Annotated in this window: 27 protein-coding genes and 1 pseudogene; 10 read left to right on the top strand and 18 right to left on the bottom strand. The window is 51.6% G+C overall.

Features of this window, described 5'->3' with window-relative positions; genetic code table 11:
• Window positions 1-6: 6 nt before the first annotated feature.
• From MKX70_RS24560 to psiE, 4 genes and pseudogenes are all read right to left on the bottom strand, one after another.
• Entirely contained in the window at window positions 7-1,734 is a 1,728-nt protein-coding gene (locus tag MKX70_RS24560) for a cache domain-containing sensor histidine kinase (protein ID WP_340841050.1), read from the bottom strand.
• An 85-nt stretch (window positions 1,735-1,819) separates the two neighbouring features.
• The gene (locus tag MKX70_RS24565; RefSeq protein ID WP_042235902.1) at window positions 1,820-3,181 is read right to left on the bottom strand and encodes an ABC transporter substrate-binding protein; all 1,362 of its coding nucleotides are present in this window, start codon (window positions 3,179-3,181) and stop codon (window positions 1,820-1,822) included.
• Between the two features lie 272 nt (window positions 3,182-3,453).
• Window positions 3,454-4,061: pseudogene (locus MKX70_RS33475) on the bottom strand (transposase); the annotation flags it as partial.
• Window positions 4,062-4,520: 459 nt separating this feature from the next.
• The gene (gene psiE, locus MKX70_RS24580; RefSeq protein WP_042235901.1) at window positions 4,521-4,925 is read right to left on the bottom strand and encodes a phosphate-starvation-inducible protein PsiE; all 405 of its coding nucleotides are present in this window, start codon (window positions 4,923-4,925) and stop codon (window positions 4,521-4,523) included.
• 165 nt (window positions 4,926-5,090) lie between these two features.
• On the opposite strand from psiE, the gene MKX70_RS24585 reads away from it, so the two are divergent.
• The 3 genes from MKX70_RS24585 to MKX70_RS24595 all read left to right on the top strand — a co-directional run bounded on the left by MKX70_RS24585 (window position 5,091) and on the right by MKX70_RS24595 (window position 6,633).
• Window positions 5,091-5,303 carry a hypothetical protein gene (locus MKX70_RS24585; RefSeq protein WP_039298136.1) on the top strand — a complete coding sequence of 71 codons (213 nt, stop codon included), beginning with the start codon at window positions 5,091-5,093 and terminating at the stop codon, window positions 5,301-5,303.
• A 3-nt stretch (window positions 5,304-5,306) separates the two neighbouring features.
• On the top strand, window positions 5,307-5,612 hold the full coding sequence (locus tag MKX70_RS24590; protein ID WP_081956504.1) for an HNH endonuclease: 306 nt from the start codon (window positions 5,307-5,309) through the stop codon (window positions 5,610-5,612).
• 103 nt (window positions 5,613-5,715) lie between these two features.
• Entirely contained in the window at window positions 5,716-6,633 is a 918-nt protein-coding gene (locus tag MKX70_RS24595) for a manganese catalase family protein (RefSeq protein WP_042235898.1), read from the top strand.
• A 142-nt stretch (window positions 6,634-6,775) separates the two neighbouring features.
• Here the strand turns inward: MKX70_RS24595 and MKX70_RS24600 are convergent, their stop codons facing one another.
• Together MKX70_RS24600 and MKX70_RS24605 are read right to left on the bottom strand one after the other, a co-directional pair.
• A complete protein-coding gene (locus MKX70_RS24600; protein WP_197073083.1) occupies window positions 6,776-6,934 on the bottom strand; it encodes a hypothetical protein in 159 nt (52 codons plus the stop codon).
• Window positions 6,935-7,107: 173 nt separating this feature from the next.
• On the bottom strand, window positions 7,108-8,109 hold the full coding sequence (locus MKX70_RS24605; protein ID WP_340841051.1) for an aldo/keto reductase: 1,002 nt from the start codon (window positions 8,107-8,109) through the stop codon (window positions 7,108-7,110).
• Window positions 8,110-8,356: 247 nt separating this feature from the next.
• On the opposite strand from MKX70_RS24605, the gene MKX70_RS24610 reads away from it, so the two are divergent.
• Entirely contained in the window at window positions 8,357-9,028 is a 672-nt protein-coding gene (locus MKX70_RS24610) for a tetratricopeptide repeat protein (protein ID WP_042235893.1), read from the top strand.
• Between the two features lie 130 nt (window positions 9,029-9,158).
• On the opposite strand, the gene MKX70_RS24615 is transcribed toward MKX70_RS24610, so the two are convergent.
• The 5 genes from MKX70_RS24615 to rpiA form a co-directional block, all read right to left on the bottom strand.
• Window positions 9,159-12,317 carry an MMPL family transporter gene (locus MKX70_RS24615; RefSeq protein WP_340841052.1) on the bottom strand — a complete coding sequence of 1,053 codons (3,159 nt, stop codon included), beginning with the start codon at window positions 12,315-12,317 and terminating at the stop codon, window positions 9,159-9,161.
• A complete protein-coding gene (locus tag MKX70_RS24620; RefSeq protein ID WP_340841053.1) occupies window positions 12,314-12,766 on the bottom strand; it encodes a MarR family winged helix-turn-helix transcriptional regulator in 453 nt (150 codons plus the stop codon). The genes MKX70_RS24615 and MKX70_RS24620 overlap by 4 nt, the downstream gene beginning before the upstream one ends.
• Before the next feature lie 212 nt (window positions 12,767-12,978).
• The gene (locus MKX70_RS24625) at window positions 12,979-13,419 is read right to left on the bottom strand and encodes a GNAT family N-acetyltransferase (protein ID WP_042235882.1); all 441 of its coding nucleotides are present in this window, start codon (window positions 13,417-13,419) and stop codon (window positions 12,979-12,981) included.
• The gene (locus MKX70_RS24630; protein ID WP_231637857.1) at window positions 13,409-13,939 is read right to left on the bottom strand and encodes a VanZ family protein; all 531 of its coding nucleotides are present in this window, start codon (window positions 13,937-13,939) and stop codon (window positions 13,409-13,411) included. The genes MKX70_RS24625 and MKX70_RS24630 overlap by 11 nt, the downstream gene beginning before the upstream one ends.
• Window positions 13,908-14,588 (bottom strand): ribose-5-phosphate isomerase RpiA, encoded by a 681-nt coding sequence (rpiA, locus tag MKX70_RS24635; RefSeq protein WP_197073117.1) that lies wholly within the window; start codon window positions 14,586-14,588, stop codon window positions 13,908-13,910. The genes MKX70_RS24630 and rpiA overlap by 32 nt, the downstream gene beginning before the upstream one ends.
• A gap of 72 nt (window positions 14,589-14,660) precedes the next feature.
• On the opposite strand from rpiA, the gene MKX70_RS24640 reads away from it, so the two are divergent.
• Window positions 14,661-14,858, top strand: a complete 198-nt coding sequence (locus MKX70_RS24640; RefSeq protein ID WP_039298117.1) for a hypothetical protein — start codon at window positions 14,661-14,663, stop codon at window positions 14,856-14,858.
• A gap of 61 nt (window positions 14,859-14,919) precedes the next feature.
• Here MKX70_RS24640 and MKX70_RS24645 read toward each other — a convergent pair whose 3' ends face one another.
• Both MKX70_RS24645 and MKX70_RS24650 read right to left on the bottom strand, forming a co-directional pair.
• Window positions 14,920-15,474: a macro domain-containing protein gene (locus tag MKX70_RS24645; RefSeq protein ID WP_340787171.1), complete on the bottom strand. Its 555-nt coding sequence runs from the start codon at window positions 15,472-15,474 to the stop codon at window positions 14,920-14,922.
• On the bottom strand, window positions 15,458-15,901 hold the full coding sequence (locus MKX70_RS24650) for a hypothetical protein (RefSeq protein ID WP_340787174.1): 444 nt from the start codon (window positions 15,899-15,901) through the stop codon (window positions 15,458-15,460). Before MKX70_RS24650 ends, MKX70_RS24645 begins: the two co-directional genes overlap by 17 nt.
• 238 nt (window positions 15,902-16,139) lie before the next feature.
• On the opposite strand from MKX70_RS24650, the gene fsa reads away from it, so the two are divergent.
• From fsa to MKX70_RS24665, 3 genes are all read left to right on the top strand, one after another.
• The gene (gene fsa, locus MKX70_RS24655; protein ID WP_042213033.1) at window positions 16,140-16,787 is read left to right on the top strand and encodes a fructose-6-phosphate aldolase; all 648 of its coding nucleotides are present in this window, start codon (window positions 16,140-16,142) and stop codon (window positions 16,785-16,787) included.
• A gap of 143 nt (window positions 16,788-16,930) precedes the next feature.
• Window positions 16,931-17,368: a MarR family winged helix-turn-helix transcriptional regulator gene (locus MKX70_RS24660; RefSeq protein WP_042235870.1), complete on the top strand. Its 438-nt coding sequence runs from the start codon at window positions 16,931-16,933 to the stop codon at window positions 17,366-17,368.
• Window positions 17,369-17,380: 12 nt separating this feature from the next.
• A complete protein-coding gene (locus tag MKX70_RS24665; RefSeq protein WP_042235867.1) occupies window positions 17,381-18,592 on the top strand; it encodes an MFS transporter in 1,212 nt (403 codons plus the stop codon).
• A 5-nt stretch (window positions 18,593-18,597) separates the two neighbouring features.
• Here MKX70_RS24665 and MKX70_RS24670 read toward each other — a convergent pair whose 3' ends face one another.
• From MKX70_RS24670 to MKX70_RS24680, 3 genes are all read right to left on the bottom strand, one after another.
• Window positions 18,598-18,738 (bottom strand): hypothetical protein, encoded by a 141-nt coding sequence (locus tag MKX70_RS24670; protein WP_156123125.1) that lies wholly within the window; start codon window positions 18,736-18,738, stop codon window positions 18,598-18,600.
• Window positions 18,739-18,798: 60 nt separating this feature from the next.
• On the bottom strand, window positions 18,799-21,156 hold the full coding sequence (gene helD, locus MKX70_RS24675; RefSeq protein ID WP_340787186.1) for an RNA polymerase recycling motor HelD: 2,358 nt from the start codon (window positions 21,154-21,156) through the stop codon (window positions 18,799-18,801).
• A 241-nt stretch (window positions 21,157-21,397) separates the two neighbouring features.
• Window positions 21,398-22,453 (bottom strand): FUSC family protein, encoded by a 1,056-nt coding sequence (locus tag MKX70_RS24680; RefSeq protein WP_042235860.1) that lies wholly within the window; start codon window positions 22,451-22,453, stop codon window positions 21,398-21,400.
• Between the two features lie 228 nt (window positions 22,454-22,681).
• Between MKX70_RS24680 and MKX70_RS24685 the strand changes: the two genes are divergently transcribed.
• The gene (locus MKX70_RS24685; protein ID WP_340841054.1) at window positions 22,682-23,182 is read left to right on the top strand and encodes a hypothetical protein; all 501 of its coding nucleotides are present in this window, start codon (window positions 22,682-22,684) and stop codon (window positions 23,180-23,182) included.
• Window positions 23,183-23,214: 32 nt separating this feature from the next.
• Here MKX70_RS24685 and MKX70_RS24690 read toward each other — a convergent pair whose 3' ends face one another.
• Entirely contained in the window at window positions 23,215-23,895 is a 681-nt protein-coding gene (locus MKX70_RS24690) for a phosphatase PAP2 family protein (protein ID WP_042235855.1), read from the bottom strand.
• Between the two features lie 110 nt (window positions 23,896-24,005).
• On the opposite strand from MKX70_RS24690, the gene hfq reads away from it, so the two are divergent.
• Window positions 24,006-24,227, top strand: a complete 222-nt coding sequence (gene hfq / locus MKX70_RS24695) for an RNA chaperone Hfq (RefSeq protein ID WP_039298097.1) — start codon at window positions 24,006-24,008, stop codon at window positions 24,225-24,227.
• 157 nt (window positions 24,228-24,384) lie between these two features.
• On the opposite strand, the gene MKX70_RS24700 is transcribed toward hfq, so the two are convergent.
• Window positions 24,385-25,491, bottom strand: coding sequence for a lactonase family protein (locus MKX70_RS24700; RefSeq protein WP_340787194.1), 1,107 nt, complete (start codon window positions 25,489-25,491; stop codon window positions 24,385-24,387).
• Window positions 25,492-25,670 lie beyond the last annotated feature (179 nt).

A 25,670-nucleotide genomic window follows, 5' to 3' on the forward strand; every position in this document is an offset into this window, starting at 1 on the left:
TCCTTCTCATGACGGCTGAATCTTCGGAATCCGGATACAAATTGTTGATCCAAAGCCGGGGGATGAGCAGACCAGAATGCCATAGGGATTGCCGAACCGGATGTTCAGGCGCTCATGCACATTCTTCAGGCCCACCCCGCTGTCACTGTATTTCTTGGCATTGGCCCTTTCCTTGTTCCATTGGCTCATTAGCACCTCAAGGTCAAAGCCCGGTCCGTTATCCTTGACGATAATGATAACATCATTGCCGTTCTCCTGTGCCTTGACCGTAATGGTGCCATGCTCCTCCATCTGTTCAACTGCATGATATAAAGCGTTTTCGACGATCGGCTGGACAATCAGCTTCTGGGTCATCACGTACCTCAGCGGTTCAGGCAGCTCCAGCTCATACGAGAACTTCTCTCCGAAACGGAACTTCTGAATATCGAGATAATGGCGGACATGCTCGAATTCCATTTGCAGCGGAATCAGCTCCTGGTTCTGGCTGATGCTGATCCGCAGCAGCCTGCCGAGCGAAATAACCATTTTACTGATATCCCTGTTACCTGCCAGCACGGCCATCGAATTAATTGATTCCAGTGAATTATAGATGAAATGCGGGTTAATCTGCGCCATCAGCGCCTTCATTTCCGCTTCCTTCTTGCGCGCCTGCTCCGTCTGCACCTGCTCAATCAATTCATTGATTTGCGTGCTCATCCTGTTGAAGCCGTCAATGAGGGAATCACTCTCATCATTGGCACGGAGCGGTACGGGGATCGGGATGAATATCCCCTGCTTGACCCGCTTCATTCCATTTACTGCACTGTTAATGCTGCGGACGAGCCTGCGGATGAAATAATGGTCGAACAGAAAAGCAGACAGCAGCGACACAATCCCGAGGATAACCGCAATATTACGGATAGATACCGATTCTGATGAAATCAGATTCATCGGTGTAATAGCAGCCAGATACCAGTCTGAATTATGTGAGGGCAGGAAAGTGATCAGAGACCGCTCCTCCTGATAATTGTCAATGTAATAGTCCTGCTCCTGCGTATAATCCTCCTGCAAAAATGGAAAATCCGTCCGCTCACCAATATGCTCCCCCGACTTGTTAAAGACGATATTGCCCTGCTTGTTCACCAGCAGAATATCCCCTTTCTTCAAGGTGGCAGCCTCCCAGAAGATTTGATCGAGCAAATCCGGCTTCACGTAAACGACCAGGTAGCCAATATCCTCCAGAGAATAGAAATCCTTAATCACTCTTGCCTGCACAAGCACAGGTTTACCCGCGCTTGCCGAGCCGTTCTCTCCGGGACCGGACCAGACAGGACGCCCCTCGGCACTATTCATCGCTCCGAACCAGACCTGATTTTGCATTTCGGCAAAAGACATCGGCGCGTTATATTGATAGATCAGCCGGTCTTTGCCGTATAGGCTGAAGGAGGTGATCATTGGATGAATTAACAGCAGATTGTTGATCAACTGCTTGTTGTCATAGGTGAGGACAAAGTTCTGCTGCTTGAGCGCCTGCTGAATTGGCGGCTGCGTAATGGCTGAATTGGTGGTCGATGAAATCTCACTGAGCGCGAACTTCAGCTTGCGGTCCGTCTCCTGCAGGGAGATCCAGTAGAAATTGCTTGATTTCTTCTCCATAGCATTAGAGAAATTGACATACGTAACAATCCCCATGACGATCACGGGAATGAAGACGAGAAGAATAATAGCAAACAAGATCTTACGACGGAGCTTCATGTATGTTCCCTTCCTCCAGCTGACTCTGTCTATTATTATTCTTCATAGCATTCTTTATTTCCTGTCGCAGTCATTTATAGATTGGTTAACCGGGTGGAGCAAGCGTTTTCGCCTGCTTCACTGCATAGTTCCATTCTTTGGCCGGATCGGCTTTTTTTTCCGACACGTTTCTCAGCGCATTCTTGAAGAAGGTATCAGCCCTGTCATGCAGCGGTCCGTAGTATACCCATTTAACACGGTTAGCCGCTTTACCGAATTCAACAGCAGTCTGCTGGCCGCCGAAGAACTCATCCTTGAAATCTGCGAATGCAGGATCTTCATACAGAGCAGGGGTCGAGGGGATCAGCCCTTTGGTCTTGAAGGACTCCAGCTGATTCTCCTTGTTAACGAGCCACTGGATGAATTCATAGGCTTCCTTCGGATGCTTCCCTTCCTTAGGCAGGGTAATGAACGAACCGCCCCAGTTGCCGACGCCTTCAGAAAGCTGGGCAATTCTCCATTTGCCGGAAGAATCAGGTGCACTGCTTTTGATTTTGCCGGCAAGCCATGCCGGTCCTATCACAACTGCGAATGAACCGTCATTCATGCCTTGTTCCCATTCAGGCGACCAGATCTCCGAATTGCTGATCCAGCCTTCCTGAATGCCTTTAACAGTAAAGTCATACGCTCTCTTCAAATACGGATTGGTGTCGCCGAAGAATGTTCCATCTGTTCTGCTGAAATAGATTTCATCTACAGACTGGTCTCGAAGTGCATTAAACGTAAGATCCGTCAGGTCGGAAAAGTACTTCCCGGTTATTTCTTTGAAATCTTTGGCGACAGCAGCGAATTTATCCCATGTATCGATCGCTGCGCTGAACCCTTCAGGGTCGCCGGGCAGGCCGGCTGCTTCAGCCAGATCGGTGCGGTAATAGACCACAGTTGGTCCGATATCAGCCGGAAGTCCAAGCTGGAAGCTGCCGTCCACGGATGAGGCTTGTTTCCACTTCCATTTTAGAAAGTCCGTCTGGATATCTTTGGCTCCAAGGTCGTTCAGATTATAGAATTTGTCCTGAACACCCAGGTAATGTTCCATGAAACCGGCCTCAAGCTGGAAAATATCGGGCGTACCCGAACCTGCCGAGAATGCTGCCGCCAGTTTGTTATGGTGTGCATTCGTGTCACCGGTGTTCTGCACCTTAATGGTTACATTCGGGTGTTCCTTCATGTATGTATTGGCCAGCTCTTCATAGTTCATGTCGCCCATTGTCCAGAAAGTAAGCTTTACCTTCGCTTCGGGCTCTGTATTCTTCTCCCCGGAGGTTGGTGCATTCGCGCTTGCTGTATTGTTACCCGTATATTTATCCGCAGCAATGTTGCCGCTGTTGTTGTTAGCTCCGAATGCCGCGGGCGAACCTATGAGTATGATGGAAACCAGCGTCAGCGCCAAGTACTTTGCTTTTTTCATTCCTCTGTACCCCTCCTCAAAGGTTTCTCTTACAAGATTTAGTGTACAGTAGGCGAGTGTTTTTTTTTGAGGAGGCAAACCGCCGATTTATGGTGGAAATATTTCCGATTCGGCAGCTTTACCAAACGCGAGGCTTCAATACAGAAGAAACCAGACTGCTATTCAGTCCACAACGCACAACGGGGCTGTCCCAAAAGTAGGTTTTCTACCGCGGAAGACAGTTCTCTTCATTCTTAACACTACAAAAAGTGAGCAGAGCAGCGATTCTCCCGTTATTGGAGGATCGCTGCTCTGCGTTTTTGGTCATTGGTGGCTTGCTTCAGCAGATTATGAGCAAGGGAAAGCCATCCGACCTCAAGCGACACTTTCTCCATGCCGCGAAGCAGAAATCACCGGAACCCACGGTTGTTCTTCAGTTGTCCAAATACACTTTCTGGCTCCGTCATTCGGCGTACGGCCAAGGCGTAACCTTCCTCACTCCGTAGAATTTCCCGAGCCTGTTTCTGGTATCGTAGTCGTTCCAAACTGACGACCACCTCCCGATTTCCTGCCGCTTTCGTGCAATGCTCCTTTAGGGGGCAGCCGTCACAGGAGCCGCTTCGGTAATGACGTCTACGAATTTTATAGCCGCTCTCTAAGGTCTTTTGCTTTCCCTATGAAAATGCAGCATTTTCCCGGCTGGGCACGTCCAGTTATCCTCGGCTGTATGGTGTATCCAGTTCTCAATTTTACCAACATTCGCTTTCCAGGCTTTGCTCTTTTCCTTGTGGTAGCTGCCGTACTTTACTACCGCCTGAATCTTTTCCCTTTCCAGATAGGCGTAGTTTTCTTCGCTGCCATAACCTGCATCCGCAATGACTGTCTTTGGCAATTTCCCGAGGATCTGATTCCAGCCGGTTGACGGCTGCATTCACGAACGCGATCGAGGTGGTTCGAAGGAATATCTTCTTCGAGATCCATGGGCAAGCAAAGTTGGTCCATGGACTATTAAATGTACAAAGAAATCGCTCCTTTGGGAATGGTTGGGTGGTACCTCCATTTTACCAAAACGAGCGATTTCTTTTTGTGATTTTTGAAAGACCTTTTAGAAACGCCCCCCGCTTTAACAGCGGAGAGGACGGACTGATTGTGGAAAAGCGGTAGCGGTCGCCTTGCTCTCCGGATTTTTACCGCTAAGGGAAATAAATAAAATCTGGAGAGCACAGCGATTGTAGCAACGGTCCGTTCGCGCAGCGTCCACACCACGTTCACAAGTTAATCCAACTCAAAAAAAGAGGGGCCGTCCCAAGCAGCCATTTCATGGCTTTTGGGACAGCCTCGTAAAATGTGGATAAGCGATTTATTCGCGCTTCAATTGCTTGGTGTTGGCTAGATACAGCGTGATCACCAGTACAAGTATGGCACCGGAATACAATATAGTGTCCAGCGGACTCTCATGATCGATGATGATCAGCCGGATGATCGCCGTAATGCCGATATAGATGAAATAACGGAGCGGGAAATGATAATGGGCCTCGAAATACTTGATAATCAGCGCAATGAATTCGAAATACAGGAAATACACCAGTATCCCTTCGAGCAGCTCCAGCTTGGATAATTCACTGGCATCATTAATGTGGCTGAAGATGTATACTGTTTCCTTGCCCAGGAAAATGACCAGAATCAAGGCGAGTACAACAAGGGACAGGTTCAATACCCATTGCAGAACCAGCGGCACAACAGCGAATTTGTTAAGAATTTTCATCGTATCAGCTCCTGCTCCAGGTTAACCCACAGTATAGAAGTGATTACGTTTCCAGTGCAAGTACTGCTTAACCGGGATGAGCGAAGTGGATTTATGGCCTGCTCGCGGGTATACTGTTTGTATTTACTGAACTACTTTCATCCCTATAAAAAGGAGATTTATCCCATGCCCATCAACCGTCCTTTGCTGACCGACAGCGATCTCCAGGAAGCGATTGACCGCAAGCTGCCCGTCCGTGTATTCCAGGATGACCATCTAGTGAATTCCGGTGCGACTGTGGTCCGCTTCACAGATTCAGATGTTGTGATCCAGTCCCGGGTCAGCGATTTGACCTATTATTCGCGCAGCCGATGCGAATTCTTCGAAGTCCGGCCGTAGCACATGAAAGAACAAGCCTTGGGCAAGTGTGAGCTATGCGGCCGTTCCCCTCTCGCAACCACCGTCCATCATCTGATTCCCCGTGAGAAAGGCGGAGCCCTGCTGCCTACCGCTCTTCTCTGCAAGGCTTGCCACCGGCAGATTCATGCCCTGTATACCAACAGCGATCTGGTCATTCTTGGCCTGACAACGCTAGACAACCTTAGACACGACCCCAGGATCGCCGCATATCTCCAATGGATCATCAGGCAGCCGCCAGGTTCTGAGCCTAAGCTCCGCAAATCCAAGCGTGTGCGGGGTGGATATTAAGCCGCTTGACCGAAAATATGAATAGATTGCCTGATATAGAGACACTATAGAGCGGAGAATGGCCGGCAGGCCAACAATACTCTATAGTGAGGCAGGTGCGTTTATGTTCAAGCGCTTTGACGAAATTGCCATTGAGATTCCTGAAGTGGAGCGTCCCGATCCAAATGCCGCAGCAGCAGTTCAAGAGCTGCTTGGCGGTAAATTCGGCGAGATGTCGACACTGAATAACTATCTGTTCCAGTCGTTTAATTTCCGCAGCAAAAAAAAGCTCAAGCCCTTCTACGATCTCGTTACAAGTATCACTGCAGAAGAACTTGGTCATGTAGAACTGGTATCGCATGCGGTCAATAAATGCCTGTGCGGATCAACAGCCTATAAGGAACCGGATCAGACTCCGCTTAATCCGTTCAAAGATGCGCGAAATACATATTTCGCCCTCGGCGGAGCCCAATCCGCTATGCCCTTCGACTCTATGGGCCGTCCCTGGAGCGGTGAATATGTCTTCAACAGCGGGAATCTGATTCTCGATCTGCTGCATAACTTCTTCCTGGAGTGCGGTGCCCGTACACACAAGATGAAGGTGTATGAATTGACCGACCATCCGGCTGCGCGTGAGGTTATAGGTTATCTGCTGGTCCGCGGGGGAGTCCATGTAGTGGCTTATGCCAAAGCGCTGGAGGTGGCTACCGGTGTTGATGTCAGCAAGCTAATTCCAATCCCTTCCCTCAGCAACAAGGCTTTTAATGAGACCCGGAAATACGAGTCCAGAGGCGTTCATACGAAGCTGTATACGAACAGCGATGGTGACTTCACAGCGATCAGGCAGATCTGGAAGGGGCTGCATCCGGAGGATGGACAGCCGCTCGAAGTAATCGAAGGTATACCTAAGGGCTTCCCGGTTCCCGAGGCGCCAGAGGTGCCTGAAGAATTCGCTCCGGGCATCTCCGAGGACGATTTCCTCGCCATTGCTGCCCGCCTGCAGTCGGCAGCCAATATAAGCTCTTCCGGAAATACGAATTAAACGCTAAGCTGCACCAGGTAAGTAGAGTGAAATAACCAGATATACAAAGAAGCAGGTGCCCCCCATCCGGGAAAGCACCTGCTTCTTCTGGTTCTATAGTTTGCTGCGATATATTCTGCATCTGGCGGTTCCTATTTGAGATTCATTTCTTCCTATCGCCATAAGCGCTCAGCTTCTCATTGAGAACTTCCTGAAAGCTCTGGACTTTGTCTTCTGACTTCTGCGGCTTAGGATTAAGAACGGGCTGAGGTCTAAAAAACTGATGATTAAAAGCCATAAGATTATGTACGCTCATACTCATTGAAGTTCAACCTCCTTCTGTAATCTTCACCTTAGTTTGCGTGAGTGCGAAATATCTTATCCCTTATATAACCTGCTCTTTCCAGTCTTAAACAGTTATTTATTAATTTAAGCAAAAAAATAACCTCCAGGCCGCTAACCCGGCCGGAGGCTATGTACAAACACAATTACCGCTTATCTCTTCAGTGCTGCCCAGGATGCTTCATCCAGCAGTCCCAGCTCCTCCTGGTTTAGCCGGAAGGCCATGGCACCGATATTCTCCCGGGCATGGCGGGCTTTGGATGCTCCCGGGATGGCAACTACGGTGTCGCCATGATAATGAATGAGCCAGTTAAGGGCTACCTGGCCCGGTGTCACCTCATATTTCTCTGCCAGCTTACCCAGAGAATCAATCAGCGGCTTACTGCGGGTCAGACCGGCATCGTCCAGACCCGATTGCATCCGCCGTATCCGGGAGACTGCAGCAATCTGCGACGGATCATTGTGGAAGCGACCGGTCAGGATGCCTTGCTGCAATGGAGAGTAGGCGATAATGGAAATCCCCAGCTCCTTGGCAGCGGCCAGAGTCCCATTCTGATCGATATTGCGGTGCAGCAGATTGTATTTGACCTGATTGGATACCAGCGGGAGCCCGAAGGTTTTCAACAGCCGGTGTGCCTCCACCATCTGCTTGGCGGAATAATTGCTTACGCCCACATAACGGATTTTGCCTGCCCGCACAAGTCCAGCCATAGCTTTCATCTCACTGGCAATGGAGGATAAGGAGAACGGCTGATGAATCTGATACAGATCAATTCCTCTTCCTCCCAGACAGGCGATGCGCTGGTCAATCGTTGCGGTAATGGAGCCGGCTGTCCGCAGCAACGGCCACCACTTGGTAGCGATCAGCGGTGCGGCATGCGGGTTGCCTTCCTTCCGGAGCTGATCCAGCACATGAGCCAGCGCCTCTTCCGATTTGCCCCCTCCATAGATTTCTGCCGTATCGACCCAGTTCATGCCGCCTTCCAGGCTGACCCGTACAATATCCAGAATATCCGCATCAGTGAGATTACTCCAGTAGCGGCCCACGATGCCGCTTCCCCGGCTGAACTGCCAGCAGCCGAGTCCAAGCGGCGATACGGATAAATCCGACTGCCCCAGCAGGCGTAAATTGACCTTGCTTGTCAGTGTCTCCATAGTTCATCCTTCTCTCAGAGAATTAATTGAATCCAATATGTAAGAGCATATATAGCTATGAGACAATATCATTGTACACAAAGCTTAAGTCTTACCCTACGGGCTGTCAATTGTAGTGCCATTAACACTGCATAATAAGGCCATGGCCTTAAAAAAGGAGGATATGGTATAATTGCCCTGCCATACTGCTCTAATTCTTGCAGGAAGCTTACATAAACACAACCATAACGGAGGGAATTCATTATCCATGATTAAATTTCTAGGTTTCCTGCTGCTGTACCGTCTGCTCGGCAATCCATTTCTGGCCCTGATCATTCTGCTCGTCGTTCTATATTTTGTAGACCGCCGTTATGTAGGCATTCTGCCCAGCTTCTCCAAGCCTTTCCGCCGCAGCCGCCAGATTTCCAAACTGCGCTTGACCATTGCACAGAACCCGAACGATGTAACCGCCAAATTCGATCTGGCCCGGCTGATGACAGAGCGCAAACGCTACAGCGAGTCCAAGGAGCTTCTGACAGCAATTGTTGACCGTTACGAAACATCGGCTGAGTATTGGGTGGAGCTGGGATATGCTAACCTCAAGCTGGGCCAGCTTCCCGAAGGAGAAGCCCAGATGCTCAAGGGACTGGAGATCAACCGCAGGGCGCAATACGGGCAGCCCTACCTTCGACTTGCCGAAACCTTCCGGCATGTAGACCATGACAAGGCACTCCACTATGTGAGCCAATTCCAGGAGATTCAGACCTCCTCCAGCGAAGCTTATTATCTGGCGGGTTCCATGTACAAGGCTTTGGGGCGCGGGGAAGATGCCAAGCGTGCTTTTGCCGAATCGCTTGCCGTCTACCGCACCTTGCCCAAATACAAGAAACGCCAGGAACGCGGCTGGGCGCTGCGCAGCTATTTCGCCAAGCTGCGCTGAGCGGCTTATTATTAATGATACAGGACCTTTACCGCAAACAACCTCCGGCTGCTGCACGTTACCGTGCCCCGGAGGTTGTTTGTGTTATTTTACAGGAACCGTTATCTCAAGTTCAGGGATTTAGAGCTCCTTAGAGATTCAGGGATTTGGGCTGTTCCTCTGCAGCTGCCGTACCGAACGGCCACCAGTTGGCCCGGCCGAACATCCGCACCATTACCGGCACGAAGAACGGAAGGAACAGCAATGCGTACAGGGCCAGACCAGATAGCACCACGGTGGCAATCTGCATCATCGACAGCACCCCTGAAGGATACATCGAGGCGAAGGTTCCGCCAAGAATAACAACGGCTGACAGAATTACCGTCCCCATATTCCGCATGGCATGCAGAATGGCTTCACGCACATCCCATGTTTTATTCTCATTGAACCGGGCCATCAGGAAGATACTATAATCTACCCCGAGGGCAATCAGCATGACGAAGCTGAAGAACGGAGTCGTCCAGGTGATCCCGGAATAGTTCAGCAGATGGACGAAGATCGCCTCCGTTACGCCCAGTGCTGTAAAGTAGGTAATCAGCAGTGAGATAATCAGATACAGTGGCATAATGATTGACCGGAGCAGCAACACCAATATAATAAAAATACCGCCCAGCATCAGAATCACGGTCCGCGTGTAATCTTCATTAGAGATTTTCTGCAAATCGCTGTAGGTGCTGGTCACGCCGCTCATGGCTGTCTCCGCATTTTCCAGCTTCGTACCGGCCACGGCACGGTCCACTGCAGCCTGGATATCTCCGACACTGTCAATGGCTTCAGCACTGTATGGATTCTCAGCGAATACAACATCCAGTGTCATGACCTTACGGTCTCCGGACAGATAGGTATCAAATACCTGCTGAATACCGTCAGCTTCAAGCGCCTCTGCCGGTACGAAGAACCCGCTCAGCTCGTCATCCTTGGCATCCTGAATCTGCTTAAGATAATCCTGCGCGGAACTCAGGCCGCCAGTAATTTGTCCCAGGCCATCTGCACTTTGGGTAAGTCCGCCCTGCAGCTGGCCAAGCTGGCCTGTAAGCTCACCGAAACCGTCCGCGAGCTGCTGCTGTCCGCCTTGCAGCTGATCCAGCCCGCTGGTGATGGACGGAATCTTGCCGACAATCTGCTCCTGTCCGTCTGCCGCCTGATTCAGGCCGGATTGCAGCTGGCCGATACCGGCCACCAGCTGATCCAGTCCATTCGCCAGCGCGGATTGGCCTGCTGCCGCTTTGGCATAACCGGCATTGGCTTCGCTCAGGCCCGCTGCCGCCCCTTTGAGCTGGGCTGATATCTGGCCCAGCCCTCCGGCCAGCCCTGCAGCTCCAGCGCCGCTCTGCGTCACTGTACCTTTGATCGTCTGGTAATTGATATCCTGCAGCAGCTCCGGATGCGCGGACTCAAGTCCGGTGAAGGAGCCTTGTAGGCCTGTCAGTGCATCGGCAACACCCTGAAGCTGTGTCTGCAGGCCGGCAAGCCCTCCATCCAGCGCCGTCAGGCCGCTTCCGATCTTCTTGTAGCCTTCGAGCAGTGACGTATTGGCCGCTGCCAGCTGTTTCGCGCTTGCCGCCGCCTGCGAGAGGCCGGTCTTAATCTCTCCGGCTCCGGCTGATCCGCTGCGGATTCCGTTCTCAATACGTGACAGGCCGTCACCCAGCGCATCGATGCCTGCCTTGAGCTCAGCTGTACCTTCCGTCAGCTTGGCGCTCCCGGATACGGCCTCTGTAAGTTTCGGCCCATTCTCTTTCAGTTGCTCGCTTGCTTCAGCAAGCCCGCTCTGAATTTTGGTTAAGCCTTCATTACTCTGATCCAGCCCGTCGGCGAGCGTAGCGACCTGGGTAGGGATCAGGAAATCGTTAATTTGCTCCCCGGTCGGACGGGACATGCTGCGCACAGCCTTGACTCCGTCCACCTTTTCCAGCTCACGGCTGATTTTCTCGGCCAGGCCCATATATTCAGCCGTATCCATCCGGTCATCATTCTTTATGACAATCTTGCCCGGCATCGACTCACCCGGACCGAAGCTTTCCGAGATCATGTTGAAGCCTTTGACCGACGCGTAATCCGAGCCGATTTCATCCATGCTGTTGAAGCTCAGCTTCCCGCTGTATGTAAGCAGGAACGGCACAACGATGACTGCCACAATCAGCAGCGCAGCCCAGGGTCTCTTCAGGGAGAAGGAGCCTGCCGCCCCCCAAATCCGGCTCTCGCTGTGCTCCAGCTTGCCGCGTGACGGCCAGAACAGCTTTTGGCCCAGCACCGCCATGAAGAACGGTACAATCGTCACGAGCGCCAGCAGCATCACGGCAATCCCGACAGCCACCGCGACCGCTGAACGGTACAGCATGAATTTGGACAGGCCGATCGCCAGGAATCCGACGAACACCGCCAGCCCTGAATAGAATACGGTACCGCCCGCTTTACGGTAAGTAGAGATAATGGCACTTGTCGTATCCTCGGAATGGGCAAGTTCTTCCTTGAACCGGCTGATCAGCAGAATGCAGTAATCCGTCCCGATCCCGAACATAACAGCGACCATGAAAATCTGTGTGAACGTGGACAGGGGGAAATCAAACCGGTCCACCAGAAAAGCCACAACCGACTGTGACACAATATAACTCAGCCCCACGGTTAACAGCGGCACAAACGGCGCTACGAACGAGCGGAACACAACGAACAGAATGAGCAGAATAAAGACAACTGTAATGTATTCCGACTTCTTCAGCCCGGCTTCAGAGCTGGCAATCGTATCTTCTGTAATCAGCCCTTCACTGGTCATATAATGATCAGCGGTGACGTCCCCCAGCAATGCCCCGGCCTTGGCCGGCAGCTCTTTAACCTCTTCTTCTCCGCCCTGCACCGACAAAGCAACCATGATTGTATTGCCGTCTTTGGCAATAAGGGTATCCTTAAGTTCAGGCTGTGTAAAAGGATCGGTGATCGCACTGAGATTCAGGGAAGCCTTATTCGCCGCCAGCTTCTCAACGCCTTGCTTAATACTCTCGGTGTCCGCAGCCTGCAGGCCCTCCGGCTTGTTGAACACAAGCGCAACCTGATGTACGGTTTCCCCGCCTTTGGCTTCTGCCACTTCCTTCATGATTTCGGCGGCTTTTGACGAAGTGTATCCTGCCGGGACCGAGATCTGCCCCTTCTCCCGTACCAGATCAGACATAGCCGGGGCGGTCAGGAATAGCACTACTGCCACCGCCAGCCAAATAGCGATAATTGCCCATCTTGCTTTTAAAATAGTTCTCAATTTTGTCTACCTCCTGGTTCCTGCATCAAAAATGCCAGCTTCTCAAACATCGTAATGAACCGCTCGATATCGTGATCCTCGAAGTGGAACAAGTAGGGGGAGATAACCTCCTGCATCTGCTTCTCAGAAGTGCTGTAGACACTTTTGCCATGCTCGGTCATCGTCAGATACACCTGCCGGCGGTCATTCTCATCACGGGTCCGCTCAATCATTCCCGCTTCGTCCAGCCGGTTGATAATAGCCGTAATTGAGCTTTTGCCCACCGCTACAGCCTCAGCCAGATAGGTGGAAGTACATTTCTCCTGTCCGGCAATCAGCCGGAGGATCAGGAACTGGTCATTCGTCAGCCCTTCGCCAAAAATATCCCTGAGCCTGGCGTTAATCTGCCTGGTAACCACTATATATGCGTCCACGTAACGGTTGATCCATTCCTCTGCATCTTTTTTCATGCGGGTTCCTCCTTTACGAAATAATAGTTCACGTGTAGAACAGTTTCACAGTAAAACTATATTGTCCTAATCTTAAAAAGTCAACCGCTCATCATGAATTTTACATTCCAGCGCAAAAACAGCCACCCTGCACCGTAAAGTGCTGAATGGCTGTTCTCTTCCGGTATGTTCTGTCTGTGATGTTCTGTTACGTTGATGCCAGCCTTTCCGCTCTACTCCTCGTCCTCGGTCTCTTCAACCTCGTACACACAGCGGAATATTTCGATTCCGGCTGCATTCTCGCCCAGGCTGTATACCATAAATCCAAGGCTGCGATAGAAATCCGCGGCAATCTCATCTTCGGTCTCCGCCACCAGATAACGCGGCTGACGGGTCGTCACCAGTTCCAGAATCATCCCCCGCGCATAGCCCTTGCCCCGGTTCTCCGGCAGCACTGCAATATGGCGGATATCCAGCGAACCGTCTTCAGTCTCTTCAAAGCCGGTGAGGCCGAGCAGCAGCCCTTCCTCCTCCCAGCCGCATAGCTGCAGCGCCGCTTGCTCCCGGTATTCTGCCGACGTGCGCTCCAGCGCATCCGGATCATCTATAACCGCATAAGCCAGCAGTTCGTTCACCTCAGGTGTTCCGACAAGTGGCTTCAAATCAATCAACATTATGTGACCTCCTAAAAGTTTGTTTAACACGCAGCAGTGCATATCCCGCCCATACCCCCAGCAGATTAAGCAGCAGGTCATCAATATCCAGGCTGCCCGCCCGCAGCAGCATTTGCATCAGCTCAAGCACTATTATACATAGAACGGATACTAGCGTTAACCGCAGCAATGAGCGGTAGGCGGTGCTAACCAGAGGCAGCAGGATGCCAAAAGGCACAAACACAGCAACATTACCCAACAGGTTGACCACCCGCCCTGAGTAAGACACTCCGTTACTCATATCAAAATACAAACGCATTGTGCGCAGCGGCTCCAGATTGTAGCGCAGCGGCCCCTCCGTCTGAACCGTCCGTCCAAAGCCGAGAAACATCCAGTAGATCAGCACTGCACTGTATATGAGTAGCAGCAGCCAGGCCAGTATCCGCCGCCCCGGGGGCAGCTTCTGTCTGTTTGCCGCCGGTTTTCCTTTCCGCCGGTGTTTACGCGTGTTAGAGATTGCTCTCACCTTCAATGATTTCAATGGTGCCGTCATTCTTGCCGATCACTGCCATATCGGCAATACCGATGAACAGCCCGTGCTCCACGACTCCTGGAATACGCTGGAGGGCAAGCGCCAGATCAGCAGCAGAGTCAATAGCCTCGAAGCGGCAGTCAGCAATGTAGTTGCCGTTATCCGTCTTATACAGCTCACCGCCGCTGCGGCGCAGCTCCGGCTTACAGCCAAGCTTGGCCAGGTCAGCGACAGTCCATTCCCAGGCAAACGGCACGATCTCAACCGGCAGAGGGAATTTGCCAAGTGTGGTCACTGCCTTGCTCTCATCTGCTACCACAATCATACGGGTGCTGCCCATCGCAACAATCTTCTCGCGGAGAAGCGCTCCGCCTCCCCCTTTGATCAGCTGCAGTGCACCATCAAGCTCATCCGCGCCGTCAATGGTCAGATCCAGAGAATCCACTTCGCCAAAAGCAACCAGCGGAATCCCCAGCTCACGGGCCTGATCCTCCGAAGCCTGCGAGGTTGCCACTGCCGTGATGTTTAAGCCTTCGCTAACACGTTCACCCAGCTTGCGGATGGCCCAGTAAGCCGTAGAACCCGTACCCAGCCCTACCTTCATTCCGTCCTGCACGTACTCGACGGCTTTCTCTGCTGCCAGCTGCTTAACATTGATACTCATTTTATTACCCCCATGTTATCCGTTATAATGAACCAAGTACAATAATGCACACCAGGAGGATTCCGGATGAGAACCGAAAATCAGATTCAATCCAAAATCAACGAATTAACGCTTCAGCGCAGATCTCTGGAGTCGCGGCTGGCACCCTTGTCTGCCGGTGATCCGCAGCGGGCAGCGCTGAATGTCCAGCTAACCCGGCTGGAAGATATGATGATGATGCTCGAATGGGTACTGAACGCACCCACGGGTAAATATCACGCCTAACGGATAGTTAAGGACAATATGTAAGCCCGAACAGATCAGCGGGCAGGCCTACACTGTCAGCTCAGATATAATCGTTGAGCATGGCCTCATACAATATGGCATTGTCATGTTCAAAGCAGATAAATTCAATCCGCTGCAGCGGGAGCTCCGCTGATGTCCGTTCACGCACATAAGTGACGGCTGAATCCAGCGCCGTCTTGCAGGCCAGCTCTTTGGGAAAGTTAAATATTCCGGTACTGATGTTCGGAAAGGCCACACTCCGTGCTCCGTAGGAGCATGCCAGACTGAGGCTGCTGCTATAACATTGGGATAAAATAGCCGTCTCGCCTGCAGTGCCCCCTTTCCAAATCGGTCCTACAGTATGAATGATTCCCCGGAACGGGAGAAGACCTGCTGTGGTTACCGCGGCTTGTCCCGGGAGTATTCCGCCTTGCTTCTGCCGGATTACAGCGCATTCTTCCGCAATGCGGGGTCCGCCTGCCCGGTGAATCGCCCCGTCCACTCCCCCGCCCCCGTAGAGACCTGAGTTGGATGCATTCACAATCATCTCACCCTGCCAGGCGGTAATATCGCCTTCACTTACTGAAATCACTACATTGTTAACGGTGATTTGCATGTTCGGCCTCCTGTTTCGCCGCAGTCTCCAGCGCTTTAATCAATTCCTTCTCCCCCCTGCGGGCAGCCTTGCCCGGAAAAGATAAATGTTCAAACCGGACTCCCTGCAGCGCGGCCTGGCGGAGATTGCTGAGCATATAATTCTGCGCGTCGGATAACACCATCTCGCCCCGTCCGGCAGCAACCCTGCACAGCGCATGCGTGATGAAGGACTCTTCGTCCGCCCCGTCAAACAGTGTGAATTGAAACAAAGGGACTGCTTCCGGCAACTCCTCATTTGGAGAGAAAGTCTGATGATATACAGAATACATCAAATGGCCGGTGTAGGCTCTGGATGAATCATTCTCCCGTTCAGCAAGCATTCTGCTGTTCTGAAAGGCAATAATTCCGGCGGCGAACAGCAGAAACAGCACCACACTTCCAATCAAAGTAAATATTCCCTTCACCGCCAATCGCATGAAATGGACAATACCGTTTCTATATTATCATGTAGAGAAGTCTGCCGTGAATGGCCCAGACGCAAGAAATGTTTATTTAAGCGTTTCATCTATAAAGTTATTTTGAGATATTCAAATTAACAGTTGAAACTTCCCGTGGCATGTCTCATAATGAAGTGGAGCAAACTGATTTGTCAATCCATACGAAATCAAGGGAGGATACCTGGAAATGAAATTTTTCTTGGATACCGGAAATATTGAGGAAATCAAACGTATTACCCGCCTCGGATTAGTGGATGGCGTAACGACGAACCCGTCGCTGATCGCCAAGGAAGGCAGATTGTTTAAAGATGTAATCAAGGAGATCGTGGCGATTGTTCCCGGTCCGGTCAGTGCTGAAGTTATCGGTCTCACAGCGGAAGAGATGCTTAAGGAAGCTTACGAAATCGCTGAATGGGCTCCGAATGTCGTAATCAAGCTGCCAATGACTGAAGATGGTCTTGAAGCTTGTTATGAACTGACTAAGAAAGGCATCAAAACTAACGTTACGCTCGTATTCTCTGCTGCTCAGGGCCTCATGGCAGCCAAAGCAGGTGCTACTTATATCAGCCCGTTCGTCGGACGTCTGGACGATATCGGCGTTGACGGCATGAAGCTGATCAAGGATCTGAAGACCATTCTTACCAACTATGGCCTGAAATCCGAAATTATTGCAGCCAGCATCCGCAATATCGCCCATGTAGAGCAAGCAGCTATTGCCGGCGCTCATATTGCGACCATCCCGGGTTCACTCTTACCTTCCCTCTGGAAGCACCCGCTGACAGACAACGGAATTGAGCGTTTCCTGAAGGATTGGGAGAAAGTGCCGCAAGTTTAAACTCATAACGGTTTTTTAGTTCGAGCCCCTTTCCGCGAACGCGGAGCGGGGCTTTTTGTTGTTTGCTGTCCCGCAAATGCCTTGACCAATTTGATTGTTGTAATTATAATTGTCATGACAACTATATTCGAAGGAGCAAATTTATGCCGCATTCTTCTCCGCAGCAATTTCTCGGTTTCCTGCTGGGCTCCACCCACCGCAGGATTACCACCGGATTTGCCAGGGCTCTGAAGCCTTATGATATTACTCCCGAGCAATGGTCGGTCCTGCTCATGATCTGTGACCGCAGCGGAATCAGCCAGAAGGAGGTTGCCGCTGCTGCCGCCAAGGACCAGCCGACCACTGCACGGATCGTTGAGCTCCTTCTCAAGAAAGGGTTCATCAGCAAGTCAATGAATCCCGGTGACCGCAGGGCTTTTCAGCTCTACGCCACAGAAGAAGGGCAGTCGCTTATCGGAAATACGCTCGAACTCGAGCAGCAGACCATTAATACTGCCGTGGCCGGACTGAATCCGCATCAGCTTGAAGAGCTCCGCAGCATGCTGGAGCTGATCTACCACAACACCAACCATCAAGAATAGGAGCATACACCTTTGAGCAATTCAACAGAACGTCTTTGGACCAAGTCCTTCATTACTCTCACCCTATGCAATCTGCTGCTGTTCACGGGCCTGCAGATGACCTTATCCACCCTTCCGGCGTATGCGGAAGGTACACTGCATGCAACTTCCGTGCAGGTCAGCCTCGTAACCAGCCTATTTGCACTCAGCGCTATCGCTTCCCGTCTATTCTCGGCCAAAGCCATGGAGAAGGGCGGCCGTAATCTGCTGATCTTCCTCGGACTGTCCGTTTCACTCGCGGCCGTGGCCGGCTACTACTTCGCAGGCAGTATCGCCGCCCTGCTGCTGCTCCGGATGTTATTCGGCGTTGGCTTCGGAATGGCCAGTACTGCCTTTCCGACTATGGCCTCGGATGTGATCCCTGTCCGCCGGATGGGTGAAGGCATGGGTTATTTCGGGTTGTCCACCAGTCTGGCGATGTCCGCCGGTCCGCTGATCGGGCTCAGCCTGCTGCAGGGACCCGGCTTTGGCTCCCTGCTCCTCGGCGCGGGAGCTGCGCTGGCCATCATCTTCCCGCTGGGCTACCGCCTGGCCAAAACCTTGCCCCCGCAGCACAAAGAGCCCGCAGGAGTACCCGCTTCAGCCTCCGGGGGCGGGGCGTACCGCAGGCTGTTTCTTCCCTGCCTGCTTAACTTCCTGTTATCCATCTCCTATGGCGGGCTGATTGGCTTCCTGGCGCTCTTCGGAGCTGAGAAAAACCTGTCCCATGTAGCCTACTTCTTCCTGTTCAATGCCGTTTCGATTGTGATTATCCGTCCGCTGTCCGGCAGGATTTATGACCGCTTTGGCCCGGCAGCCCTGCTCATCCCGGGAAGCCTGTTTATCGCCGGCGGTTTGCTGCTGCTCTCTTTTGCATCAACGACAGCTGCACTGTTCCCAGCCGCCCTATGTTACGGCTTCGGCTTCGGGTCGATGCAGCCTGCACTCCAGACCTGGATGATCCAATCCGTAGAACCGCGCCAGCGCGGACTGGCTAACGGCATGTTCTTTAACTCCCTTGATCTCGGAGTCGCCATCGGCACCTTGCTGCTTGGAGCAATTGCCTTATATACAAGTTATGCCGTTATGTACAGATACTCCATAATCGCACCTGTCCTGCTGCTCGTAATCTACCTCTTCGTCTATGCATCACAGCGCAGCCGAGGACGCCACTCTCATGCACACGAAGTAATCAGCCATACCTAACCCCGCTACAGTTCAAATACCTTCCAATGCCCCCATGACATCAGCAGCAGCGAACCATCGGCGGTCCAAGTGCCACTCCGCTGAACCGAATGCTGCTGTACAGGGCGGCGCTCATCGTTCACAAACTGGAGTCTGATATTCGCCAACGGCAAAAAAACCGCCCGGCGTATACACGCGTAGACGGTTCTGCAGACAATCGGTTGCTCTCAGTCCTGTAAAGCTCCTACCGATACAGTCTCACGCACCGCAGCCGGAAGGAACGGATTAGGCTGCCCCAGGCTGTAGATATGAAGCAGATGCATCGCCCGGGTACAGGCTGTATAGAAAAGCTTGCGTTCATGCTCACGGCCATATTTCTCTGCCGAGCCATCGTAGATAATTACCGCATCGAACTCCACGCCTTTTGCCAGATAGGCGGGCAGCACCAGAGTACCCTTTTGGAAATTAGGCGTTTCCTTGGTAACCAGCCTTACCGGCAGCCTGCTCTGCAGTTCATTATGCACCCGTGCACTTTCTTCCGCTGTTTTGCAGATAACAGCTACATAATGATAGCCCTGTGCATGCAGATTCAGCACATCCTGCTCCACCGAGGCCAGCAGGTCGTCTTCACTGTCCACGACCGTCAGCAAAGGCTCCTCGCCGCGCCGGTTAAACGGTACGATTTTCTCCCCTCCGGGAATCATCGCCCGTGTAAACTCGACAATCTCATAGGTGGAGCGGTAGCTGCGGGTCAATGAGATTACTTCCGTGTTCTCTTCGCCATAGATGCTGACCAGCCCGGCCAAATCCCCCAGCACCTCACCTTGCGCGTAGATTGCCTGGTTGAGATCGCCCAGTACAGTCATTTTGGCCCGCGGAAAGAGCCGGCGCATGAATTCCAGCTGGAACGGCGAATAATCCTGCACTTCATCGACAATCACATGACGGATCAGTGTATTGGTACGGAAGCCCTGACTGAGCTCCTTCAAATATAGAAATGGTGTCGCGTCTTCATAGGCCAGTTCGTTCCCGGCAAGGGTAGTCAGCGTGAAGCTGCAGATATCATCCCATACACCAGGCAGAACCTGGCTGCTGTTCAAGCTGTCCATTAACTCCCGGTCGGTAAACAGCCGGCTGTACAGCCCCTTCACATCAACGAACCGTCCGCGTTTAGTCCAGCCGCGCAGCGGCTTGAGGCGCTGGCTGACGATATAACGGGCGAGCATGATTTTCTCCGTTTCAAAATCATCAAAGCTCTCATTATGCCCTCCGCCCTTGCGGCGCATCATATTATAAGCACGCTGATAGTCGCTGTTGTCCATAAGCTCAATCTGGTCCTCGACCCATGATGCACTGCGTTCCTCAATGCTAAACGCGGCTATTCTTTTGAGCAGCCAGCCCGTCATCAGTTCGATCCGGTTAGCCAGCTTGATATTCGGATCATAGCTATAGAACTGGCGCTCCATCTCTTCCTTGCCGACGACCGCACGCCCCTGGAACATCAACGGCTTGAACATCATGCCTTCGTGCTCCAGCAGGTTTACATACCGCCGGATGACATCCAGGAACGATACGGAGGATTTATAGGTAATCCCGGCTCTGCGTATGGAGGCTTCCGGCCCATCCGGCGCATTCAGCAGGCTCTCCGTCTGATTGAACACATCCTCCAGCTGAAACTCCTGTCCAAGCCGGTGCTCCAGATACATCTGGAAGGTGGTCTGCTGCATATTCTCTTCACCGAGTTCAGGCAGGACGGTCGATACATAGCTGTTAAACAGCGGGTTCGGTGAAAAGAGCAGCATCTGGTCTGCCTGCAGCACCTCGCGGTATTTGTAGAGCAGGTAGGCTACCCGCTGCAGCGCCGCTGAGGTCTTGCCGCTTCCGGCCGCACCCTGCACAACCAGCATCCGGCTTCTGTCGTTGCGGATCACCGCATTCTGCTCCTTCTGGATGGTCGCTACGATGCTCTTCATCCGGTCATCGGCGCTGTGGCTCAGCACCTGCTGAAGCAGCTCATCGCCGATCGTTACGCCGGTATCGAACATCACTTCGATCTCTCCATTATCGATTACAAACTGGCGTTTGAGCTCCATGTTCCCCGTAATTAATCCGCCCGGTGTGTCATAGGCAGCCGGACCCGGCGCACCGTCATAATACAGGCTCGATATCGGGGCCCGCCAGTCATAGATCAGGAAGGTTCCGTTATCCTCCATCAGTGAACCGATGCCCAGATAGATTTTATCTGCCGCAGTATCCGTGGATTCCGAGAAATCAATCCGGCCAAAGTAGGGGGATACGACCAGCTTTTTATATTTTTTGAGCGCTTTACTGGATTGGAGATGATGGCGTTCGCGTTCGTTCAGGATCTGTGCCTGCTGCCGCAGGCTGGTTGAGGTCTCGCCCAGATCGTCAGGGCTGCTGAAGTTCACGGTAACTTCTTCCCAGAAGTCCTTACGCATATCCACGACATCTGTACGGTGGAGTCCAAGCTCCTCCGACAGCAGCCGGATGTGTGTAGATAACTGCCTGGTAATTCCGGTGACCCGCTCCTGCTCCTCTTGCCACTCGTGATCATGTTTATCCAAATCATTTCATCCCCTTCAGAAGGTTGACATTCATAATTCTTCATGTTATAATTAAATTGAATAACTATGTTTTTTTAGTTAGACTTTATTTGATATCTTTTTATATTACCAACTCTTTAGCGCTTTTACAAGTTTCCGGCACAATTTATTCAATAAGTTAAGAATTTATATGCTTCACGCAATACATAACCTTATGATGTATATCTTCATCCGGTCCCTCTGGGACCGGATTTTTTGTTCTTTATATTTCCCCCGTCATATCGGCAGAGTCCTTCTCGTCCGTGTTCATCCGGTTAATCTGATCAGCCACCCTATCCAGACGATCCAGCTGATAGCCGTAATCATATATTGCCGCTGCCACCACGGACAACCGCAGCTGCCCCGATTTCTCAGAATCATATCCGTGGATAGCCGCCTCCAGAAAACGGTCGTTGTCTTCTGCCAGAAGTTCAGAATCATGCGCACCCGGCTTCAGCTTATTCTCGAATTTCAGCAGGATGTACTCATGATATTTGATCAGCTGCTCCAGATGCCGGTCAAACAGCTTATCGGTACGTTCTGTTCGCTCGGCCTGGAAGTAATGCCGGTCTATAGCCTCCAGCACCTGAAACCCCTTCTGCAGAGAATTGAGCAGATTCTTATACACCACCATCTGCCTTGTCTGGCTGTATTTCGCCCTTCTTAGCTGCTTCTGCTCCTCTTCGAACAATGCATACTTGTCAGCCAGCGCCTTAATGGAACCCTCTAGAGCGTTCTTCTCATCCCGGAATACACTTTCCTTCATTTCATGCGATACCGCAGTCCTTAACAGCAGTGATAGGCTGGTGAATACATTCTCAATCTGCTGAATGTACTGCTTGCGCGGCTTCGGCGGAAAGACAGCGATATTAATAATGAATGCCGACAGAATACCGGTCAGCGTCAGCAGAAAACGGGTGAGCGCAAATTGCCACTGCCCGGAAGCCTCCATTACGGAGATTACGGTAACAAGCGTCAGGCCGATCGTATCGGCGCGGTTCATTTTCATGCTGATCATAATCACCAGAATACATACCAGCCCGACCGCAATCGGTTCATTGGACAGCAGCATTCCGCCCAGCAGTGCTATCACAGCTCCCATGGTGCTGGTCTGAATCTGATCGAGGAAATACCTCCATGATCTGTATATGGATGGCTGCATTGCAAAAATAGCCGCTATAGCCGCACCGACAGGGGAGGCGAAATTAAGTAGAACGGACAGATAAAGTGCGAGCGTGACTGCCATTCCTGTTTTGAGTATGCGGGCACCAAAAGCCAAATCCATCCCTCCTAAAGAGCTTAATCTATTTCAATATAGATGCTGTGATTAAAAATTTATGTATATCCTGAAGGTATTCGGTAAATCTCTAATAATTGCACACACATTATTACCCATGAAGCACGCTGGCGAATTTTAGTATGGCTTAAGCCAGGTTTAAGGATTCTTTCAGCTTTCAGGGAATAATGGGTACATGTCAGCCAACTCACAACTCAGAAGAGGTGAATCATGAACAACCCTATCCAAAGAATCACTGCATTCACTGCAGCCGTAATGCTCACTATGGCACCGGCTGCCGCTTTTGCAGAGAATCCATCTGCAGTAACGCCTACTTCCTCACCGGATTCCATACACGCCGGCAAGGAGCATGGGCATCCTCACGGCGGGAATAAGAACTTTCGGGCCGGAGGCCATTTCATCATCAATGAAACGGCTAAGCTGCTTGAGATGGACCGTTCAGAGCTGATAGACAGCCTCAAGGCAGGCAAGACACTCTCCGCCCTCGCCCAGGAGAAAAAGGGCTGGAGCGAAGATCAGTACATCCAGAAGCTGAGTGAAGCCGCCAGCCTCAAGGTGGACGAGTCCGTCAAGGACGGCCGGATTACGAAAGAGGATGCCGACAAGCTGAAGACCGGGCTGCCCGTAATGATCAAGCTGAGCCTTAGCCGTGCGGCCCAGTTTCACCAGGCCAAGCCTTCACAGCAGCCTGCTGCGCCGAAGACGCGCTAAAGCTACAGTCAATAATGCGGATGCCCAGCAGATTACTTGCGGGCATCCTTTTTGCCGTGCGGTCCTGACCCCTGGCGTTCCCTGAAGTTCCGGTAAGCCTCGAAGCAGGCGGCAGACAGCATCAGCCATGCGCCGCTGGCTGCGTATCCGCCGATCACATCACTGGGATAATGCACTCCCAGATAAATCCGGCTCCAGCCGATCCCGCCGGTCATCAGTACGGTGAACAGAATCAGGATGAACCGCTCGCGTCTGTTGTGCATATGCCTCCAGAGAAGATAGGCAATCACCCCGTATAATGAGAAGGCAGCCATAGAATGTCCGCTTGGAAAGCTATACCCGGCCTGTTCAATGAGTCTGTGTACAGTGGGACGTTCGCGGTGAAACCACAGCTTCAGCAGTGTATTCAGCAATTGGGAGCCTAAGCCTACCCACAGAAACAAAGCCAGTTCCATCCGGTGCTTCAAGGCGAAGAATAATATAGTCATAGTCAGCAGCGAAATCCCGATAGCCAGTCTCGAAGAGCCGACGAGCGATAGGCTTTTGGCCAGCGCAGTGAGCGGCGGCGATTCCATAGATTGCACGATATGTATAACGGCACGGTCAAAGCCTGCAGCTCCGCCCTGTTTAACTAATACAGCGATCAGGATAAATCCCAGCAAAAACCATATAAAACGGCGAAATCCGCCGGACCAGTAATGATAATAAAGCATAACTACCCCCTTGTCTATTTCCGCGCCCGATGACAGATTTCCTGGGAGCATCTCTCCCGTGTTATAATTGCCTAAGAAGTTAATTCATATAAAAATGGAGTGCTGCCAAAGTGGAAAGTCTAAAATTGCAGGAACGTTTGTTGAACCAGTGTATCTCAACAAAAGTGCCCGTGACCATTTTTACAACTAACGGAGTCAAAATGCAGGGACTCGTAACCTCTTATGACGCTTATACTATCACCTTGCAGGGTCAAGGTGACGGCAGACAGAACGTACTCTTCAAATCGGCAGTCTCCACGGTAGTGCCGTTGAAGCCCGTCTCACTCAAATAAGCAGTCCCGCCCGGCGCATCTCTGGGCCTAACACCTACAAATTAACCGTCCTGAATTCAAAAGGAACACCGGAGCAAGCCATTCCGGTGTTCCTTTTGCCATAGTTGCCTGGCAGGACAAGCATTACACGTAGCAGCTACTAACCGGTCCGAAATAACTATCCGGCAAATACGGCAGGCATGACACAGACTGGCTTGGACAATTCCGCCGTATTTCCTGTGAAGGTTAATCGTCCACCATTAGCATCCAGTGAGAAGACCACCAGATTATTGCCGTCCCGGTTGGCAACAATCAGATAGCCTCCGTCCGGCGTTACCGAGAAGTGGCGCGGATGCCCCCCTCTTGTGGATACATGCTCCACCAATGTAAGCTCAGCCGATGCCGTATTTACACTGTAGACAACGATACTGTCGTGGCCGCGGTTTGAACCGTACAGATATCTCCCATCCTTGGAAAATGCAATTTCAGCACAGCTGTTATTGTCTGACGGGTAACCTTCAGGAAGTGTCGATACCGTAAATGCCGTCTGCAGAGTCCCTGCAGCAGCATCATATAGGAAAGAAGTTACGGTGGAATCCAGCTCATTGATCACATAAGCGGATTTGCCATCCGGATGGAACACGAAATGGCGTGGTCCCGCTCCTTCATGCAGTGCAGTATCTCCAAGCGCTTCAAGCTTATTCGCTTCTCTGTTAATCCGGTAGGTCCGGATCAGATCCAGCCCGAGATCAGACACAAACAGGAAACGCTCATCCGGACTGAAGATGGCCGAATGCGGATGCGGCCGGTCGTGGCCAGGAAGATCACTATGACCGGTATGTACTGCAATATCCGTCAGGGCTTGGGGTATTCCGTCTGCATCCAGGGTGAGCAGTCCTACCGTTCCCCCGTGATAGCTGCATACTACAATATGTTCGCTTTCAGCATCTCTATTGATATTACAGGTCGTGGTTTGACCTGTGCCTGCGGCAGGCATCGTCGGAGTCCGCTTCAATTCACTCAGCTTACCGGTCTTAGGCTCAATCGCGAAGGTTACAATCTCTCCCTCTTTGCCGCCCTCCCCACTTGGCTTCTCGCCAATCGCATACAGCTTCAGCCCGGAAGGGTCCACATTTACGAACGTCGGGTTCGTTATGCCATCAGCTGTATCCAGCCGCTCAAGTGTACCTCCGGCTTCACCGTCAAAAGCAAACACCTGAACCCCGCTCTCCTCAACCGTTGCATAAGAGCCGGTAAACAACAGCAGCTTCGTATTCTCATTCATCTGGGTAATCCTCCTCCAACTTGTGGTTATGGATGCATATCAGCCATCTATATAATTTACAGTTTTTCGTGAGGTATGACAAATGCAACGGAAAAAATGACAAAAAACATTTCAAAAATAAGACTTCTCAAAGCAAAAAGAGTATGTTATAATGAAAGCGCTAACATCGATGTTAATTA

Source organism: Paenibacillus sp. FSL R7-0312, from assembly GCF_038004445.1.
Lineage (GTDB): Bacteria > Bacillota > Bacilli > Paenibacillales > Paenibacillaceae > Paenibacillus_AQ.

Bases quoted from the DNA above. Each gene is read 5' to 3' on its own strand.
- MKX70_RS24560 (WP_340841050.1), bottom strand. From the start codon at position 1,734: ATGAAGCTCCGTCGTAAGATCTTGTTTGCTATTATTCTTCTCGTCTTC.
- MKX70_RS24565 (WP_042235902.1), bottom strand. From the start codon at position 3,181: ATGAAAAAAGCAAAGTACTTGGCGCTGACGCTGGTTTCCATCATACTC.
- psiE (WP_042235901.1), bottom strand. From the start codon at position 4,925: ATGAAAATTCTTAACAAATTCGCTGTTGTGCCGCTGGTTCTGCAATGG.
- MKX70_RS24585 (WP_039298136.1), top strand. From the start codon at position 5,091: ATGCCCATCAACCGTCCTTTGCTGACCGACAGCGATCTCCAGGAAGCG.
- MKX70_RS24590 (WP_081956504.1), top strand. From the start codon at position 5,307: ATGAAAGAACAAGCCTTGGGCAAGTGTGAGCTATGCGGCCGTTCCCCT.
- MKX70_RS24595 (WP_042235898.1), top strand. From the start codon at position 5,716: ATGTTCAAGCGCTTTGACGAAATTGCCATTGAGATTCCTGAAGTGGAG.
- MKX70_RS24600 (WP_197073083.1), bottom strand. From the start codon at position 6,934: ATGAGTATGAGCGTACATAATCTTATGGCTTTTAATCATCAGTTTTTT.
- MKX70_RS24605 (WP_340841051.1), bottom strand. From the start codon at position 8,109: ATGGAGACACTGACAAGCAAGGTCAATTTACGCCTGCTGGGGCAGTCG.
- MKX70_RS24610 (WP_042235893.1), top strand. From the start codon at position 8,357: ATGATTAAATTTCTAGGTTTCCTGCTGCTGTACCGTCTGCTCGGCAAT.
- MKX70_RS24620 (WP_340841053.1), bottom strand. From the start codon at position 12,766: ATGAAAAAAGATGCAGAGGAATGGATCAACCGTTACGTGGACGCATAT.
- MKX70_RS24625 (WP_042235882.1), bottom strand. From the start codon at position 13,419: ATGTTGATTGATTTGAAGCCACTTGTCGGAACACCTGAGGTGAACGAA.
- MKX70_RS24640 (WP_039298117.1), top strand. From the start codon at position 14,661: ATGAGAACCGAAAATCAGATTCAATCCAAAATCAACGAATTAACGCTT.
- MKX70_RS24645 (WP_340787171.1), bottom strand. From the start codon at position 15,474: ATGCAAATCACCGTTAACAATGTAGTGATTTCAGTAAGTGAAGGCGAT.
- fsa (WP_042213033.1), top strand. From the start codon at position 16,140: ATGAAATTTTTCTTGGATACCGGAAATATTGAGGAAATCAAACGTATT.
- MKX70_RS24660 (WP_042235870.1), top strand. From the start codon at position 16,931: ATGCCGCATTCTTCTCCGCAGCAATTTCTCGGTTTCCTGCTGGGCTCC.
- MKX70_RS24685 (WP_340841054.1), top strand. From the start codon at position 22,682: ATGAACAACCCTATCCAAAGAATCACTGCATTCACTGCAGCCGTAATG.
- MKX70_RS24690 (WP_042235855.1), bottom strand. From the start codon at position 23,895: ATGCTTTATTATCATTACTGGTCCGGCGGATTTCGCCGTTTTATATGG.
- MKX70_RS24700 (WP_340787194.1), bottom strand. From the start codon at position 25,491: ATGAATGAGAATACGAAGCTGCTGTTGTTTACCGGCTCTTATGCAACG.